The following is a 14822-nucleotide window of genomic DNA, read 5'->3' on the forward strand; positions in this document are numbered from 1 at the left end:
GAAGACCACCTTCCGGATGCTGCACTGGAGAGGCAGGGATGACCGACAAGATCGCTCTCGTCACGGGAGCAAACAAGGGAATCGGTTTCGAAATCGTGCGCCAGCTCGGCGAACGGGGCATCACCGCCGTCATCGGCGCCCGCGACGAACTGCGCGGCAAGGAGGCGGCACGGGAACTCGGCCGCCCCCACGTCCAGCTCGACGTGACCGACCCGGACAGCGTCGCCGCCGCCGCCCGGTGGATCGAGACGGAGTACGGCCGGCTGGACATCCTGGTGAACAACGCCGGCGTCACCGTCGCGCCGCCCCTGGGCCTGCCCAGCGCCACCACCACCGGGACACTGCGCCGGATCTACGAGACCAACGTGTTCGGCGTCGTCACGGTGACCAACGCGATGCTGCCGCTGCTGCGCAGGTCGCCGGCCGCCCGCATCGTCAACCAGTCCAGCGAACTCGCCTCCATGACCCGGGTGATGACCGAGGACAGCCCCCTGTGGCCGCTGAACAACATGCCGTACAACTCCTCCAAGGCCGCCCTCAACATGATCACCGTGACCTACGCCAAGGAACTGTGGGGCACCCCGGCCAAGGTCAACGCCTGCGATCCCGGCTACTGCGTCACCGACATCAACAACGGCATGGGCTACATCACGGCCGCCGAGGGCGCCCGGATCGCCGTACGCCTGGCGACGCTGGACGCCGACGGCCCCACCGCCCAGTTCTTCGGGAACGAGGGCCCGCTGCCCTGGTGAGTTCCCGGATCCGCCGCAGCCGGGCGGGCCGCCGCACCACCTCCCGCTCCACCGCGGCGCAGCGGCACCCGCACGCTGAGCGGACCCCTCCTGGTCCCCCCGCGCAACACCACCGGTGAGGCACCGGCCCCACCCGGCACGGCCCGGCACGCGCCGGACCCCGCCGGGACGACGGCCGACGCCCCCGCGGCACGCGGAGGAGCCCCGCGCCCGCGGCGCGCCGCGGGCGCGGCAGCCGTACGGCACGCCGGAACACCTGCCCGGCGCCCCCGCGGCCGCCCGCCGCGCACCGGATGTCCCGTCCGCACCCACCGAAAGCGGAGTTCGCTCATGGAAGCACGGATGACCAACCCGGCCGGTGTCCTTCCCGGCGCCACGCAGGCGATCGGCGCCCTGCTGAAGGCGACCCGACAGGGCGGCGTCCCGCATCTCACGCTGGAACTCGTCCACCTGCGCGTCAGCCAGATCAACGGCTGCAGCGCCTGCGTCGACGCCTCCTGCCGCAGCGCCCGCGAGGCCGGGGAGAGCGAGGAACGCCTCACCACCGTGGCGGCCTGGCACGACGCGCCCTTCTTCACCGACGCCGAACGCGCCGCCCTCGCCCTCGCGGAGCACGCCACACGGCTCGCCGACCGCGAGGACGCCGTCCCGGACCCCGTCTGGGACGAGGCCGCCCGCCACTACGACGAGAAGGGCCTCGCGGCGATCGTGATGATGACCGCCGTGGCCAACTTCTTCAACCGCCTCAACGCCACCACCCGTCAGACGGCCGGCCGGGCCTGGTGAACCGCGCCGCAGCGGCCCGGCACCCCCTCGCGGGGGCCGGGCCGCCGTGCCGGGACGGCGGACGCCGTCAGGACGCCCCCACACGCCCGGCACGCCGCGGGGAGGAGAACCGCCGGGTGATCGGCCGCTCCACCAGCGCGTACAGCGCCCACGACGCCAGCACGCTGATCACCAGCCCCAGCGCCACCAGGCCGGTGGTTTCGGCGATCGAGAAGGTGCCCTCGAGCTCCTTGCGCAGGTAGGTCAGCACGATGAAGTGGACCAGGTAGAAGGCGAACGAGATCTCGCCCAGCCAGAGCATCGTCCGGCCGCGGAACCAACTCCTCGTGCCCCGGATGTCCGCGGTCGCGGCGGCCGCGATCAGCAGCGCGATCGGGATGATCGTCACCGAACGCTGCGAGTACAGGAACGGCACGTACGAGCACAGCACATAGCTGCCGGCCAGCAGCACGCCCGACCACGCCATGCCGATGTTGAACCAGCGCCCGCGGACGACCGCCTGCGCGACCAGCATGCCGAGCGCGAAGTCCAGCACCCGCGTCACCGGCAGGTTGTAGGCGAACCAGTACTGCTCGGCGGAGACCGTCGCCCCCAGCGAGGCACCGGGGAAGTAGGGCCGGTCCGCGATGAACACGTACGCCGCCCAGGGGGTCGCGATGATGCCCGCCGTCACCCCCGCGATCCAGTACGGCAGGTGCGCGGCACGGATCCGCTGGAACCACGAGTGCAGCAGCGGGAAGCACGCGTAGAAGAACGCCTCGCACCCCAGCGACCAGCTCGGCTGGTTCACGCTGGAGAACACGTCGAAGTCCGGCACCCACACGTGCACCATGAACAGGTTGGCGACCGCCGTCCCCGTCGTGGTGTACGCCGACGCGAACAGCACCAGCGCCAGCGCCCAGGTGACCACGTAGTTCGGGTAGATCTTCACCAGCCGGCGGCGCCAGAACCTCGGTGCCGTGTCCCGGTCGCGCGCCGACCACGTCAGGACGAAACCGCTCAGGACGAAGAAGAACGTCACGCCCAGCGCGCCCGCGTTCCCGGTCACGTCGAAGAGGTTCATCGCCGCCGAGTCCGACTCGAGCAGCCGCAGATGGGGGAAGGGCAGGCCCACGTGGTTGAAGAACACCAGCAGCGCCGCACCGAACCGCAGCCCCGTCAGCGAGTCCAGCCGCGCCGAACGGGCACGTCCCGCCGCCTTGTCCTGCCCGCCGGCAGCCGCCTTCGCCGAGTCGCCGGGCCCGGCCGGGCCCCGCCCGCCGACCGCCGTGGGCGGAGAACCGCCACCCGTCATCTCGTCGTGTGCCACGCGAAAGCCTCCTCGCCCCTGGGGAGGTGCTCTGCCGACGGGACAGAGCACCGCTGCGCGGGCGATTAGACGGCACACGGCTCGAACCGCGCTGGGGCGAGGACCAGGAACCGGCACGACCGGCCGGCACGGACGTCACGGGCGCCGGGCCGGGGGCGCCACGGGCGCGGGCCGTCACCCGCCGGGCCTCACGGGCGCCGGGCCGGCACGCAGGCCGGGCGCCGGCGGCTCTCAGCCGTCCAACAGGGCCAGGTCCAGCGTCAGCAGCCGGTCCGGCTCGGTGATGACGTCGATCTCGGTGATGCAGCCGTCCCGGACGTCGAACGTCATCGCCCGGAACCCCTCGCCCGCCTGCGCGGCGATCACACCGGGCGAGCCGTTGATCAGCGCCAGCTGCGCCACCTCGGCGATCCGCGCGAACGCCGCCGCCGTCGACGCCACCGCCGGCGCGCCCCGCGCCCCGAGCCGGCCGTCGGAACGCGCCACGACACCGGGGTCCAGCACGTTCAGCAGCGCCTCGAAGTCACCGCCGCGCGCGGCGGACAAGAACGCCTCGACCACCTCACGCCGCTTGACCAGGTCGGGGTCCGACACCGCGGGCCCGCCGCGCACCCGGCGCCGCGCCCGGCTGGCCAGCTGCCGGGCCGCCGCCGGCGTGCGCTCGACGATCGGCGCGATCTCGTCGAAGGGGACACCGAACATGTCGTGCAGCACGAACGCCAGCCGCTCCGCCGGGTCCAGCGCTTCCAGCACCACCAGCAGCGCCAGCCCCACCGAGTCCGCCAGCAGTGCGTGCTGCTCGGGGTCCCCCTTCTCCTCGTGGACGTGGTCCGGCACGTGGACCACCGACTCGAACGGGTCCTCCCGGCGGATGCGGCGCGACTTCAGCATGTCCAGGCACACCCGGCCCACCACCGTGGTCAGCCATCCCCGCAGGTTCTCGATGTCGCTGTCGTAGGCCCGGTTCAGCCGCAGCCACGCCTCCTGCACGGCGTCGTCCGCCTCGGTGAGCGAGCCCAGCATGCGGTACGCGACCGCCCGCAGATGCCCACGGGCACCCTCGAACTGCTCGGCCAGCCATTCCTGCTCGTCCATGCCAGGTCTCCTCCCGCTCGGTTGCTCACCACCTTGACGTACGGGAGCACGCCGATGTGACCGCACACCCGCTCCCGCGTGCGAGGCGAGGGCACCCTCGAGCAGGGGCCGAGTCCTGTTTGAGCGCGGCGGCCGACGGTGGCGCAAAGGAGGCGCTGTGGACCGTTCACCTGACGATGGCCCGGGCCGGCTCGCCGGATCCCCCCTCGCACCCCCCGACACCACCGGCCGGCGGACGCCGGCCGCCGAGCACAGGATTCCCGCCGCAGACAGCAGACACGCCGAGCTGTGCATCGTCGGTGCCGGACCGCGCGGACTGTCCGTACTGGAACGGCTGTGCGCCCACGAACGCAAGTTCCCGCGCTGGGACCGCGTCACCGTGCACGTGGCCGACCCCTCGCCCCCCGGCTCCGGCCGGGTCTGGCGGCCCACCCAGTCCCGGCACCTGCTGATGAACACCGTCGCCTCCCAGGTCACGGTGTTCACCGACGCCAGCGTCCGCACCGAAGGCCCCCTGGAGGAAGGCCCCAGCCTCCACCAGTGGGCCAAGGCGGTGGGCGCCGGCGCCCTGACCCCGGGCCCGGGCCTCACCCACGACGAGGAGACCCTCGCCGAGGCCCGCGCCCTGGGACCGGACGCCTACCCCACCCGCGCCCTGTACGGCCACTACCTGATGTGGGTGTTCCGACAGGTCACCACCGAGGCCCCGGCGCACGTCACCGTACGCGTGCACCCCGCACGGGCCGTCTCCCTGACCCAGGACACCACCGAGGCGGACCACCCGGCCCAGACCGTGCTCCTGGAGGACGGCACCCGGCTGACCGGCCTGTCCGCGGTGGTCCTCGCCCAGGGCCACGTCCCGGCCCGGCCCACCGGCACCGAACAGCGGCTCGCCGACTTCGCCGACCGGCACGGCCTGACCTACCTCGCTCCCGCCAACCCCGCCGACACCGACCTGACCTGCGTCGCCCCCGGCGAGACGGTCCTGCTGCGCGGACTCGGCCTGAACTTCTTCGACTACACGGCGCTGTTCACCCAGGGCCGGGGCGGCACCTTCGCACGCACCGACGGCCGGCTCGTCTACCGCCCCTCGGGCCGCGAACCACGTCTGTACGCCGGCTCCCGGCGCGGCGTGCCCTACCACGCGCGCGGCGAGAACGAGAAGGGCGCCCACGGCCGCTACTTCCCCCGACTGCTCACCGCCCCCTTCGCCGAAGCCCTGCGGGCCCCCGGCGGCCGGCCCCGCCCGGTCCGCTTCACCGCCGACCTGTGGCCCCTGATCGCCAAGGAGGTGCAGAGCGTCTACTACGAGACCCTGCTCACCGCCCGCGGCCACGACAGCGCCCAGGTGGCCCGGTTCGCCGCACAGTACCTGCACACCCCGCCCGGCCCCGCGGAGGAACACCTCCTCGACACCTACGCCGTCCCCGCCCGCGAGCGCTGGGACTGGGACCGCGTCCTGCACCCCTACGGCGGGCGCACCTTCGCCGACCTGGCCGCCTTCCGCACCTGGCTGCGCGCCCACCTCGACGACGACGTCCACCAGGCCCGCCTCGGCAACGTCAGCGGACCCCGCAAGGCGGCCCTCGACGTCCTGCGCGACCTGCGCAACGAGATCCGGCTCACCATCGACCACGCCGGGCTCGACGCGTCCTCGCACCGCGACGAACTCGACCGCTGGTACACCCCGCTCAACGCCTACCTGTCCATCGGCCCGCCCGCCTCCCGCATCGAGGAGATGGCCGCCCTCATCGACGCGGGCATCCTCGAGGTCACCGGACCCGGCATGCGCGTCGAGGCCGACGCCGACGCCCCGGACGGCCCCCGCTTCACCGGCACCAGCGACATCCCCGGCGTACGCGTCCACGCCACCACGCTGATCGAGTCCCGGCTGCCCGAGATCGACCTGCGCCGCACCGCCGACCCGCTGATGAACCACCTGCTGCACACCGGCCAGTGCCGCCCCTACCGCATCCCCGGCGCGGACGGCGAGGACTACGAGACCGGCGGACTGGCCGTCACCGCCCGCCCGTACCACCTGGTGGACGCCGCCGGCGCCGCCCACCCCAGGCGCTTCGCCTACGGCGTGCCCACCGAGTCCGTCCACTGGGTGACCGCCGCCGGCATCCGGCCCGGAGTCGGCTCGGTCACCCTGGAGGACTCCGACGCCATCGCGGCGGCCGTCCTCGCCCTGCCCCCGCCCTCCGCCTCCGTCCGCCCGCCCGCCACCACACCGTTCCCGGCCCGCGGCACCGCCGCCGGCCCGCAGGCGGCGAGGAAGGCCTCATGACCCACGACCCGCCCGCCCCCGCCTCCTGCCCGGCGGACACCGGCCTGCTCTCCCCGGTCCGGGCCGGCACCCGCGTCGAGGCGGCCGTCAGCGACACCGCCTGGCTGCAGGCGATGCTCGACGCCGAGGCGGCCCTGGCCCGCGCCCAGGCGCGATGCGGGACGGTCCCCGAGGCGGCGGCCCGCACCATCACCGCCTGCGCCCGAGCCGACCGGCTCGACGCACGCCGGCTGGCCCTCGCCGCCCGCGAGACCGCCAACCCCGTGGTCGGCCTGGTCAAAGCGCTGACGGCCGAGGTCGCCCAGTGCTCGCCCGAGGCCGCCGAGTACGTCCACCGCGGCTCCACCAGCCAGGACGTCTTCGACACCGGCGCCATGCTCGTCGCGGCACGCGCCCTGCGGCTGATCGTCGCCGACCTGCACACCGTCGCCGACGCGACGGCCGGCCTCGCCGCCCGCCACCGCGACACCGTCATGGCGGGCCGCACCCTCACCCTGCACGCCGTACCCACCACGTTCGGCCTGAAGGCGGCCGGCTGGCGCCGGCTCACCCTGGACGCCGCCGAACGCCTGACCCGCATCGCCGACCACGGCCTGCCCGTCTCCCTCGGCGGCGCGGCCGGCACCCTCGCCGGCTACCTCCAGCACGCCGGCCCCCGCACCACCCCCGAGGCCCTGCTCGACGACCTGGGCGCCGCCTACGCCGACGAGACCGGCCTGGCCGTCCCCGACCTGCCCTGGCACGCCCTGCGCACCCCCATCGCCGACCTCGGCGCGGCACTCGCCCACACCACCGGCGCACTCGGCAAGATCGCCGCCGACGTGCAGGTGCTGACCCGCACCGAGATCGGCGAGGTCACCGAACCCGGCACCGCCGGCCGCGGCGCCTCCTCGGCGATGCCGCACAAACGCAACCCGGTCCTCGCCACCCTCATCCGCTCGGCCGCCCTCCAGGTGCCCGCCCTCGCCTCGGTCCTGGCCCACTGCCTGCCCACCGAGGACGAACGCTCCGCCGGCCTGTGGCACGCCGAGTGGCAGCCCCTGCGCGAGGCGCTGCGCCTGACCGGCGGCGCCGCGCAGACCGGTGCCGAACTCACCCGTGGGCTCGTCGTCCACCCCGGCCGGATGCGCGCCAACCTCGAGGCGACCGGCGGGCAGATCGTCTCCGAACGCGTCTGCGCCGCCCTCACCCCCCTGCTCGGCGCAGCGGAGGCGAAGGAACTGCTGACCCGGGCCTCCCACCAGGCGGACGGGGCCTCCCGCCCGCTGGCCGACGTCCTGTCCGAACACCCCGCGCTCGAAGACGTCCTCACCCACGACGAACTGACCGCCCTCCTGGACCCGGCCGCCTACACGGGCGCGGCGGCAGCCCTGGTGGACCGCTCCCTGACGGACCCCGCCACGCGGTAGGAGCAGGGCGGCAGGACAAGAAGGGCAGCGGGCACGGGAAGGGGCGCCGGAAGCAGCGACGGGCGAGAAAAAAAGGGGACGGGGCGGGCGCCTGCGGCGCCCGCCCCGTCCCGCCCGCCCCGCGCCGGTGGTCAGCCGGCGACCGGTCCCGCGACCTGGCGGGTGGTGGGGATCAGCCGGTGCCACAGGTTGCTCAGACCCGTGGCGAGCAGGATCCCGGCGAGCTGCTGGTCGCTGAAGTATTTGGCGGCCTCGGCCCACACCTCGTCCGACACCGCGTCCTGACGGTCGCTCAGCCGCGTCGCCGCCTCCGCGAGCGCCAGCGCGGCGCGCTCCTCGGGGGTGAAGAACGGCGTCTCACGCCAGGCCGCGACCGTGCTGATCCGCTCGTCGCTCTCACCGGCCGCCTTCAGGTCACCGGCGTGCTTGTGCACGTTCCAGCTGGAGCCGTTGATCTGGCTGGCACGCAGGTAGATCAGGTTGATCGTGGTCTCCGGCACCCCGGTGTTCTTCACCGCCCCGGCCACGCCCAGCAGTGCCGGGATGACCTCGGGACCGGCGACGATCGCGGGGTTGGGCATACGAGCAGTCATGGGTTCCTCCAGAAATCCATAAGCGACCGGTATCGGGCGGCCGCGATGCCTTCACTGCACTGACGACCCGGAAGCAGTGAATGTGACCGGCGCACGGGAAAACTTCCCCGAGCCGCCACCGGCCCTGCGCCGGCCACCGCCAGCATGCCCGCCCGCCCCGCCCGCCCGCCCCCGTCCCGACCGTTCCTCCAGCGCGCCTCGACCCGGGCATCGGCATCAGGCCGCCCCGCCGCAGAAGGGACAGAATCCCGAGGCCCACGGCTGGAGCAAACCTGTTGTGTCCGCTGTAGACATTGCTGCCGACGGAGGCTAGTGTTGTCGTCGTAGCCAAGAAGTCGACGGGCACGGCAGAGACGAACTGCCGTGCAGACGAAGGAGCGGCACGGCAGCGGAGTGGCGGAGCCGGAAGTGACGGGTTCTTCCACTGGCTGCCGGGCCGGGCGGCCCCAGGGGCCGCACAGCAGTACCGCGTAACCCAGCAGTACCGAAGGAACAACCGCACCAGATAAGGAGCAGAACGCCATCAGGATCGCCCGGGCCGAGCAGGACCGCCCGGGTACCGCAAGGCCCCGGATTGGAAGGTGGTCCCCGGTCACGCATCCGCGATCCCCGCAGCCCCGCCCTCCCAGGCGGACCGCAGCGGAAAAAGAAGGTCGGCTCACATCAGCCGGCAGATGGTGTTGAAAGCTCGGGGCCCGGGCGCCAGTCGGCGCCCGGGCCCCTCGACGCGTCCCCCGGAAGAAGAGGTCTATGCCCCCTCGCAGTACCCGCCCCGCCACCCCTCTCGATGACGACGACTATCCCGCCTACACCATGGGCCGGGCCGCCGACATGCTCGGCACCACCCCCGCCTTCCTGCGCTCCCTGGGCGAACACCGCCTGATCACCCCCCTGCGCTCCGAAGGCGGCCACCGCCGCTACTCCCGCTACCAACTGCGTGTCGCCGCCCGCGCCCGCGAACTCGTCGACGCCGGCACCGCCGTCGAGGCCGCCTGCCGGATCATCGTCCTCGAGGACCAGCTCGAAGAGGCCCAGCGCATCAACGAGCAACTGCGCACCCAGGCACAGTGAGAACCTCCCCCTGAGCGAGCCGGGCCAGCCTCCTGCTTGCGCGAGGGGCCGGCAGGGCGCCGGCCCCTCCGGCCCGCCGGCGGCGGGTGCCTCCCGACTCGGCTCGCGGGCGCAGGTCCTCGCGCGAGGACGGCACCGGCCGGGGGAGGGGAGAGCGGCGGCGCCCGGAACGCGGACCCCCGGCGTCTTCCCGGGGGGCCGGCGGCGTGCGGTGTCAGGGCCGGCCGAGCCGCGCGGCGGCCTCCTCCAGGTCGGCGACGGTCCCCGACATGATCGTCCGTACGTGCTCGGTGATGTGCCGCACGGGCCAGTCCCACCACGCCACGGTGAGGAGCCGGGTGACGTCCTTTGCGCTGTAGCGGGTGCGCACGAGGCGGGCGGGGTTGCCGCCGACGATGCCGTAGTCGGGGACGTCACCGGTGACCACGGCGCCGGCGGCGATGATCGCGCCGTGCCCGATGCGCACACCGGGCATGACCGTGGCGCCGTGGCCGAACCACACGTCGTTGCCGACCACCGTGTCTCCCCGGCCGGGCAGGCCGGTGATCAGGTCGAAGTGCTCCGCCCAGGAGCCTCCCATGGTGGGGAACGGGAAGGTGGAAGGCCCGTCCATGCGGTGGTTGGCGCCGTTCATGAGGAACCGGGTGCCGGCTCCCAGCGCGCAGTACCTGCCGATGACGAGCCGCTCGGGACCGTAGTGGTGGAGGACGTTGCGCGTCTCGAACGCCGTCGGGTCGTCCGGATCGTCGTAGTAGGAGAAGTCGCCCACCTCGATCAGCGGCGACTTCACCAACGGCTTGAGCAGTACCACGCGCGGGTGCGCGGGCATCGGGTGGAGCACGGTGGGGTCGGCGGGCACGGGCGGCATCGCGGAGGTGGTTCCTCTCCAGGGGACCTAGAGCGACAACTGTCGCGTTAGGATGCTGGCACAGCCCTGCCGCCCCGATCAACCGGAAACCGACTGCCGATGACGAACCCGCCGGACACGACGTCGAACCGCCGTCCGGGCGGCCGCACCGCCCGCATTCGCGCCCAGGTCCTCGACGCGGTGCGCGCCGAACTCGCTGAAAGCGGCCACGAAGGACTCACGATGGAGGGTGTCGCGACGCGGTCCGGCGTGCACCGCGCCACCGTCTACCGGCGGTGGCGCGATGTCGGCGGCCTGCTCGCCGACGTCATCGCCGCCGCCGGCGAGACCGGCTGGCAGCCGCCGGACACCGGCTCGCTGCGCGGCGACCTGACGGCCCTCAACCAGGAGATCCAGGAGTCCCTGGTCGTGCGTCCCTCGTTCGCCGTCGCCCTGATGGCCGCCTCGTTCCACTCCGAACAGGCCGCGCGGGCCCAGACGCGGCTGTGGGCGGACCGGTACGCCCAGTGCGAGATCCTCGTCGAGCGCGCCGTCGGGCGCGGTGAACTGCCCGCGCGGCACGCCGACGCGCGGAGCCTGCTGATCGCCGCCACGGCCCCGCTCTACCACCAGCTGGTGCTCCTGCGTACCCGGCCGGACCCGCGACTGCCCGAACGGGCCGCGCGGGCGGCGGTCCTGGCGGCCGCCGCGGGCGCCTTCCCCGTGCCCCGGGAAGAGGGCGGGTGACCGAGGGGCGGGGATGCGGGCGCAGGACCGGTCCGGGAGCGCCGGGCCACGCGGCCGGGACGGACCGGGCCGGGCCGTCACCATGGAGCGCCGGGCCCCGGCCCCGCACCCGTCCGTCCCCGGCGGGTCAGACGCCGCAGGTGGGAGCCGACCAGTACGGCGACGGGTCGAAGGCCACGTGGGTGTGGTCGTTGTGGCCGGGGTAGCCCGGGCCGAGGATCTCCGAGAAGCCGTGCGTCCTGGACTGCTGGGCGAGCCGGCACAGCGACGGCGAGCCGACGAGGTCGGCCGCGTCACCGTAGAGGTGACGGCTGGTGGCGGAGCCGCCGACCGCGTTGTTGCACGCGCGGGAGCGGAAGCCGCTGGAGATGGTGATCGGGACGTCGCCGAGGGCGTGCCGCATCGCCTCCAGCTTCCACATGGTCTTGAGCGCGTTCGCCCTGGCGGTGGCCGCGGAGACCGCGCCGCCGGACCAGTCGGAGTTGCACTTGTTGAGTTCGGCGTAGCTGAAGTGGACGGGCGTGCAGTCGGCGTCCTGGAGGGCGTAGATCCTGCTGAACGTCGCGGGGCCGGCGATCCCGTCCGCGCCCAGCCCGTACGCGGCCTGGAACTTCCTGACGGCGGCGGCGGTCCGCGCGCCGTACTGGCCGTCGTAGGAGAGCCGCTCGCCGGAGGTCACCCAGCCGGCGACCCGGATCTGGAGCTGGGTCACGTCGCTGCCCGAGGAACCCTGGGAGAGGGTGCGGTTCCAGGTGTAGCAGGAGTCGGCGTGCGCGGTGCCGGCGGTGGCGCCCACCCCGGCCACCATGCTAGCCATGAGCATGACAAGTGAGAGGAGCGGGCGTGACACGCGTCTGAACATTCCGGCCTCCCGACCGTTGAGTCGACCACCACCGGAGCCCAGCGTGCGGCAACGGGCTACGCGCGTCAATGGCGCCCCGGGGGGCGGCGGAACAGGCGTCCCCGCGTCCGGCGGACGCCCCGCGTGCCACGGCGGGAGACGGCCGGCTTCCCGCTCCGCACCCTCCTTCGGCACGGCGCCGTCGCGGCGGTGCCCGGTCAGGTCACCAGGCCGTTGCGGTAGGCGTAGACGACGGCCTGGACCCGGTCGCGCAGCCCGAGCTTGGCCAGGATGCGGGACACGAAGGTCTTGACGGTCTCGTGGCTGATGACGAGCGCCCCGGCGATCTCACTGTTGGACCGCCCGTCCGCGATGAGGCGGAGGACCTCCAGTTCGCGGGGCGTCAGCGGGACGTCCTGCGCACCGCCCCCGGCGGGCCGGATCCGGGCGGCGTAACGGCCCACGAGCCGACGCGTCACCTCGGGGTCCAGCAGCGCCGCGCCCAGGGCCACGGTCCGGATCCCGTGCAGCAGCCGGTCCGGCGGCGCGTCCTTGAGCAGGAACCCGCTCGCTCCGGCCCGCAGTGCTTCGTAGACGTACTCGTCCAGGTTGAACGTGGTCACCACGAGCACCTTCACCGGGTGCTCGACCCCGGCACCGGCCAGCAGCCGGGTGGCCTCGATGCCGTCCAGGACCGGCATGCGCACGTCCATCACCACGACGTCCGGGCGCAGCCGGCCGGCCAGTTCCACGGCGGTGCGCCCGTCACCGCACTCGCCCGCCACCGTCAGGTCGGGCTGCGCGTCGATGATGGTCGACAGCCCGGTGCGGATCAGCATCTGGTCGTCGCAGACCAGGACCCGCAGGGGCGCGCTCACGCCGGGCCCTTCGCGGGTATCCGCGCCCGGACGAGGAAGCCGCCGCCGGCCCGGCGGTCCGCACTGAAGTCGCCGCCCAGCACGTCGACCCGTTCGCGCAGCCCCTCCAGTCCCCGCCCGCTCCCGCCGGGGGACGCGGCCCGCGCACCGGAACCGTCCGTGCCGACCTCCACGGTGATCTCCTTCTCGCCATGGCGCACCAGGACCGAGGTCCGGCTCCCGTGGTCGTACTTGAGCGCGTTCGTCAGGGCCTCCTGCACGACCCGGTAGGCCACGAGGCCGGCGCTGCCGGCCGAGGCCGGCGGCGTGCCCTCCTCGGTGAACTCCACCGGCTGCCCGGCCAGCCGCGTGTGCTCGACGAGCGTGAGCACCCGGCCGACGGGCGGCGTCCTGTCCTCGCCGCCGTGACCGGTGCCGTGGTCGGGATGGAGCAGGTCGAGCAGGTGCCGCAGATCGGTGATGGCCTGCCGGCCGGTGTCGCCGACGGCGGTCAGGGTCCGGTCGAGGCGGTCGGGCGAGGCGGTCAGGTACCGGGCCGCCTCCACCTGCACGACCATCGCCGTCACATGATGGGTCACCACGTCGTGGAGCTCACGGGCGATCCGGGCCCGCTCGGCGCCCCGGGCGTCCTCGGCGACACGGCCGCGGCGTTCGGCCTCCGCGGCCCGGGCGGAACGCATCCACGCGCCGATGCCCCACGCGAGGGCCAGCGCCAGATAGAACGTCACGAACTCGGCCACCGGCTCGCCGGGCCCGCGCCGGTGGAGCGCGACCGCCACGGCCGCGAACGCCGCGGAGGAGACGACCGGGACGGCGCGCCGGTACCGCTCCAGGTACGACCCGGCGCTCAGCAGCGCGATGGGCAGCGCGGTGCCCGCGAAGAGGTGGTAGCCGCGCAGCTGGTCGAGGGCGAAGCCGCACGAGACCAGGGCGAGGCAGACCGGCGGCCACCGCCGGCGCACGGCGAGCGGAAGGCACTGCAGGACGGCCGCCGCACCGGCCAGCGCGTCGGCGGGCCGGGTCGGCAGACCGCCGACCTCCGTGCCGTTGCCGTGGAACCCCGGCAGGACCGACGCGACCAGGAGGAGCACCCCGAGCGGGAGGTCCCGGACCGTGACGTCGAGCCGGTGCCACCCCTGCGCAAGACGCCGAAGACCGCTCACCGCGGCAGCTTAGCGGGGGAGCCGGCACCCGCGGCCCGCCGGGCGCCGCGGGGCACGATGTTCCCGCGCCGGTGGGCCAGCCACAGGAACACCAGGGTCAGCAGCGCCCCGAAGCCCACCGCGTACACACTGGCCTCCGGCCCGAAGTCGCCGCCGGTGAGCAGCTCCGGACCCGACGTCGAGGCGTCCAGGAGCCCCTGGTCGGTGCCGTTGCCGGAGACCTCGGTGCTGAAGACGCCGGCCGCGGCGAAGTTCCAGCCGAAGTGCACGCCGATCGGCAGCCACAGGCTGCGGGTGGCGGCGTACGCGGCGGCGAGCATGAACCCCGCCTCGATCGCGATGGCGAGGCCGCCCCACAGCGTGGCGTGCTCGTTGAGCAGGTGCGAGAAGCCGAACAGGAGACCGGTCGACGCCAGGGCGAGGTACGTGCCGATGTGCTCCTCGATGATCCGGAACAGCACCCCGCGGTAGACCACTTCCTCGGTCACCGCGGCGGCGGCCATGAAACCGAACAGCCCCAGCGCGCCGGTCACCGAGCCCAGGCCGTCCACGTCGTAGTGCCCCGAGACGAAGAGGTTCACGATGACGGCCGCGAACATCCCGGTGCCGATCGCAAAGCCCCGGCCGGTCCGGGCCGCGGCGCCCTCCCGGGCCACGTCCGGGGCGGGCCGGTGCTCCGTCGCCCGCACCACCCACCCGTACACGAGCACGGCCAGGGCGGCGACCGTGACGCCGAGGACGAGCGTGAGCCAGGCGTCGTCCTTCACCGCGTTGACGGCGATGCCGCCCAGGGCGTATATCGCCATGACGGCCAGGAACTGCCAGACAAACCTCACGGGAACCCCTTTGTCGTGCCGCGTCCGGTGCGCCGCGGGCTGCTTTGGACGCTACGGTTGCGGCGCCCGAAGAGCGTCACCTCACGGTGGACACCTGGCCGTAGCTCGCACGGGGGACAAGCCCCCCGGGGGCCGCCCCGCCGGAGCGGCCGACGCTTGACCCCACCGCGCACGGGCCCCGCCACCGCGCACGGACCCCACCGCG

General features: G+C 73.8%; 14 protein-coding genes. 6 read left to right on the forward strand and 8 right to left on the reverse strand.

The window, feature by feature from the left end; all coding sequences use genetic code 11:
• The first annotated feature begins 38 nt into the window (after positions 1-38).
• Both ACVV2G_RS31260 and ACVV2G_RS31265 read left to right on the forward strand, forming a co-directional pair.
• Positions 39-752, forward strand: coding sequence for an SDR family oxidoreductase (locus tag ACVV2G_RS31260; protein WP_453846162.1), 714 nt, complete (start codon positions 39-41; stop codon positions 750-752).
• A gap of 330 nt (positions 753-1082) precedes the next feature.
• Positions 1083-1538: a carboxymuconolactone decarboxylase family protein gene (locus tag ACVV2G_RS31265; protein ID WP_453846163.1), complete on the forward strand. Its 456-nt coding sequence runs from the start codon at positions 1083-1085 to the stop codon at positions 1536-1538.
• 67 nt (positions 1539-1605) lie between these two features.
• Here ACVV2G_RS31265 and ACVV2G_RS31270 read toward each other — a convergent pair whose 3' ends face one another.
• Together ACVV2G_RS31270 and ACVV2G_RS31275 are read right to left on the reverse strand one after the other, a co-directional pair.
• A complete protein-coding gene (locus ACVV2G_RS31270; RefSeq protein WP_453846164.1) occupies positions 1606-2847 on the reverse strand; it encodes an acyltransferase family protein in 1242 nt (413 codons plus the stop codon).
• Positions 2848-3078: 231 nt separating this feature from the next.
• Entirely contained in the window at positions 3079-3942 is an 864-nt protein-coding gene (locus ACVV2G_RS31275) for a sigma-70 family RNA polymerase sigma factor (RefSeq protein WP_453846165.1), read from the reverse strand.
• Positions 3943-4198: 256 nt separating this feature from the next.
• Here ACVV2G_RS31275 and ACVV2G_RS31280 point away from each other — a divergent pair, with 256 nt between their 5' ends.
• Together ACVV2G_RS31280 and ACVV2G_RS31285 are read left to right on the forward strand one after the other, a co-directional pair.
• Positions 4199-6232: an FAD/NAD(P)-binding protein gene (locus tag ACVV2G_RS31280; RefSeq protein WP_453846200.1), complete on the forward strand. Its 2034-nt coding sequence runs from the start codon at positions 4199-4201 to the stop codon at positions 6230-6232.
• Positions 6229-7641 (forward strand): nitrosuccinate lyase, encoded by a 1413-nt coding sequence (locus ACVV2G_RS31285; protein ID WP_453846166.1) that lies wholly within the window; start codon positions 6229-6231, stop codon positions 7639-7641. Before ACVV2G_RS31280 ends, ACVV2G_RS31285 begins: the two co-directional genes overlap by 4 nt.
• Before the next feature lie 131 nt (positions 7642-7772).
• On the opposite strand, the gene ACVV2G_RS31290 is transcribed toward ACVV2G_RS31285, so the two are convergent.
• Positions 7773-8234 carry a carboxymuconolactone decarboxylase family protein gene (locus ACVV2G_RS31290; RefSeq protein WP_453846167.1) on the reverse strand — a complete coding sequence of 154 codons (462 nt, stop codon included), beginning with the start codon at positions 8232-8234 and terminating at the stop codon, positions 7773-7775.
• 750 nt (positions 8235-8984) lie between these two features.
• On the opposite strand from ACVV2G_RS31290, the gene ACVV2G_RS31295 reads away from it, so the two are divergent.
• The gene (locus ACVV2G_RS31295; protein WP_453846168.1) at positions 8985-9305 is read left to right on the forward strand and encodes a MerR family transcriptional regulator; all 321 of its coding nucleotides are present in this window, start codon (positions 8985-8987) and stop codon (positions 9303-9305) included.
• 214 nt (positions 9306-9519) lie between these two features.
• On the opposite strand, the gene ACVV2G_RS31300 is transcribed toward ACVV2G_RS31295, so the two are convergent.
• Positions 9520-10173: a CatB-related O-acetyltransferase gene (locus tag ACVV2G_RS31300; protein ID WP_453846169.1), complete on the reverse strand. Its 654-nt coding sequence runs from the start codon at positions 10171-10173 to the stop codon at positions 9520-9522.
• 99 nt (positions 10174-10272) lie between these two features.
• On the opposite strand from ACVV2G_RS31300, the gene ACVV2G_RS31305 reads away from it, so the two are divergent.
• On the forward strand, positions 10273-10899 hold the full coding sequence (locus tag ACVV2G_RS31305) for a TetR/AcrR family transcriptional regulator (protein WP_453846170.1): 627 nt from the start codon (positions 10273-10275) through the stop codon (positions 10897-10899).
• A gap of 127 nt (positions 10900-11026) precedes the next feature.
• Here ACVV2G_RS31305 and ACVV2G_RS31310 read toward each other — a convergent pair whose 3' ends face one another.
• The 4 genes from ACVV2G_RS31310 to ACVV2G_RS31325 all read right to left on the reverse strand — a co-directional run bounded on the left by ACVV2G_RS31310 (position 11027) and on the right by ACVV2G_RS31325 (position 14617).
• Positions 11027-11761, reverse strand: a complete 735-nt coding sequence (locus ACVV2G_RS31310; RefSeq protein ID WP_453846171.1) for a D-Ala-D-Ala carboxypeptidase family metallohydrolase — start codon at positions 11759-11761, stop codon at positions 11027-11029.
• A 197-nt stretch (positions 11762-11958) separates the two neighbouring features.
• Positions 11959-12618: a response regulator gene (locus ACVV2G_RS31315; RefSeq protein ID WP_453846172.1), complete on the reverse strand. Its 660-nt coding sequence runs from the start codon at positions 12616-12618 to the stop codon at positions 11959-11961.
• Positions 12615-13781: a sensor histidine kinase gene (locus ACVV2G_RS31320; protein WP_453846173.1), complete on the reverse strand. Its 1167-nt coding sequence runs from the start codon at positions 13779-13781 to the stop codon at positions 12615-12617. Before ACVV2G_RS31320 ends, ACVV2G_RS31315 begins: the two co-directional genes overlap by 4 nt.
• On the reverse strand, positions 13778-14617 hold the full coding sequence (locus ACVV2G_RS31325; RefSeq protein WP_453846174.1) for a CPBP family intramembrane glutamic endopeptidase: 840 nt from the start codon (positions 14615-14617) through the stop codon (positions 13778-13780). Before ACVV2G_RS31325 ends, ACVV2G_RS31320 begins: the two co-directional genes overlap by 4 nt.
• Between the last annotated feature and the right edge of the window lie 205 nt (positions 14618-14822).

Source organism: Streptomyces sp. JK94 (assembly GCF_053613315.1).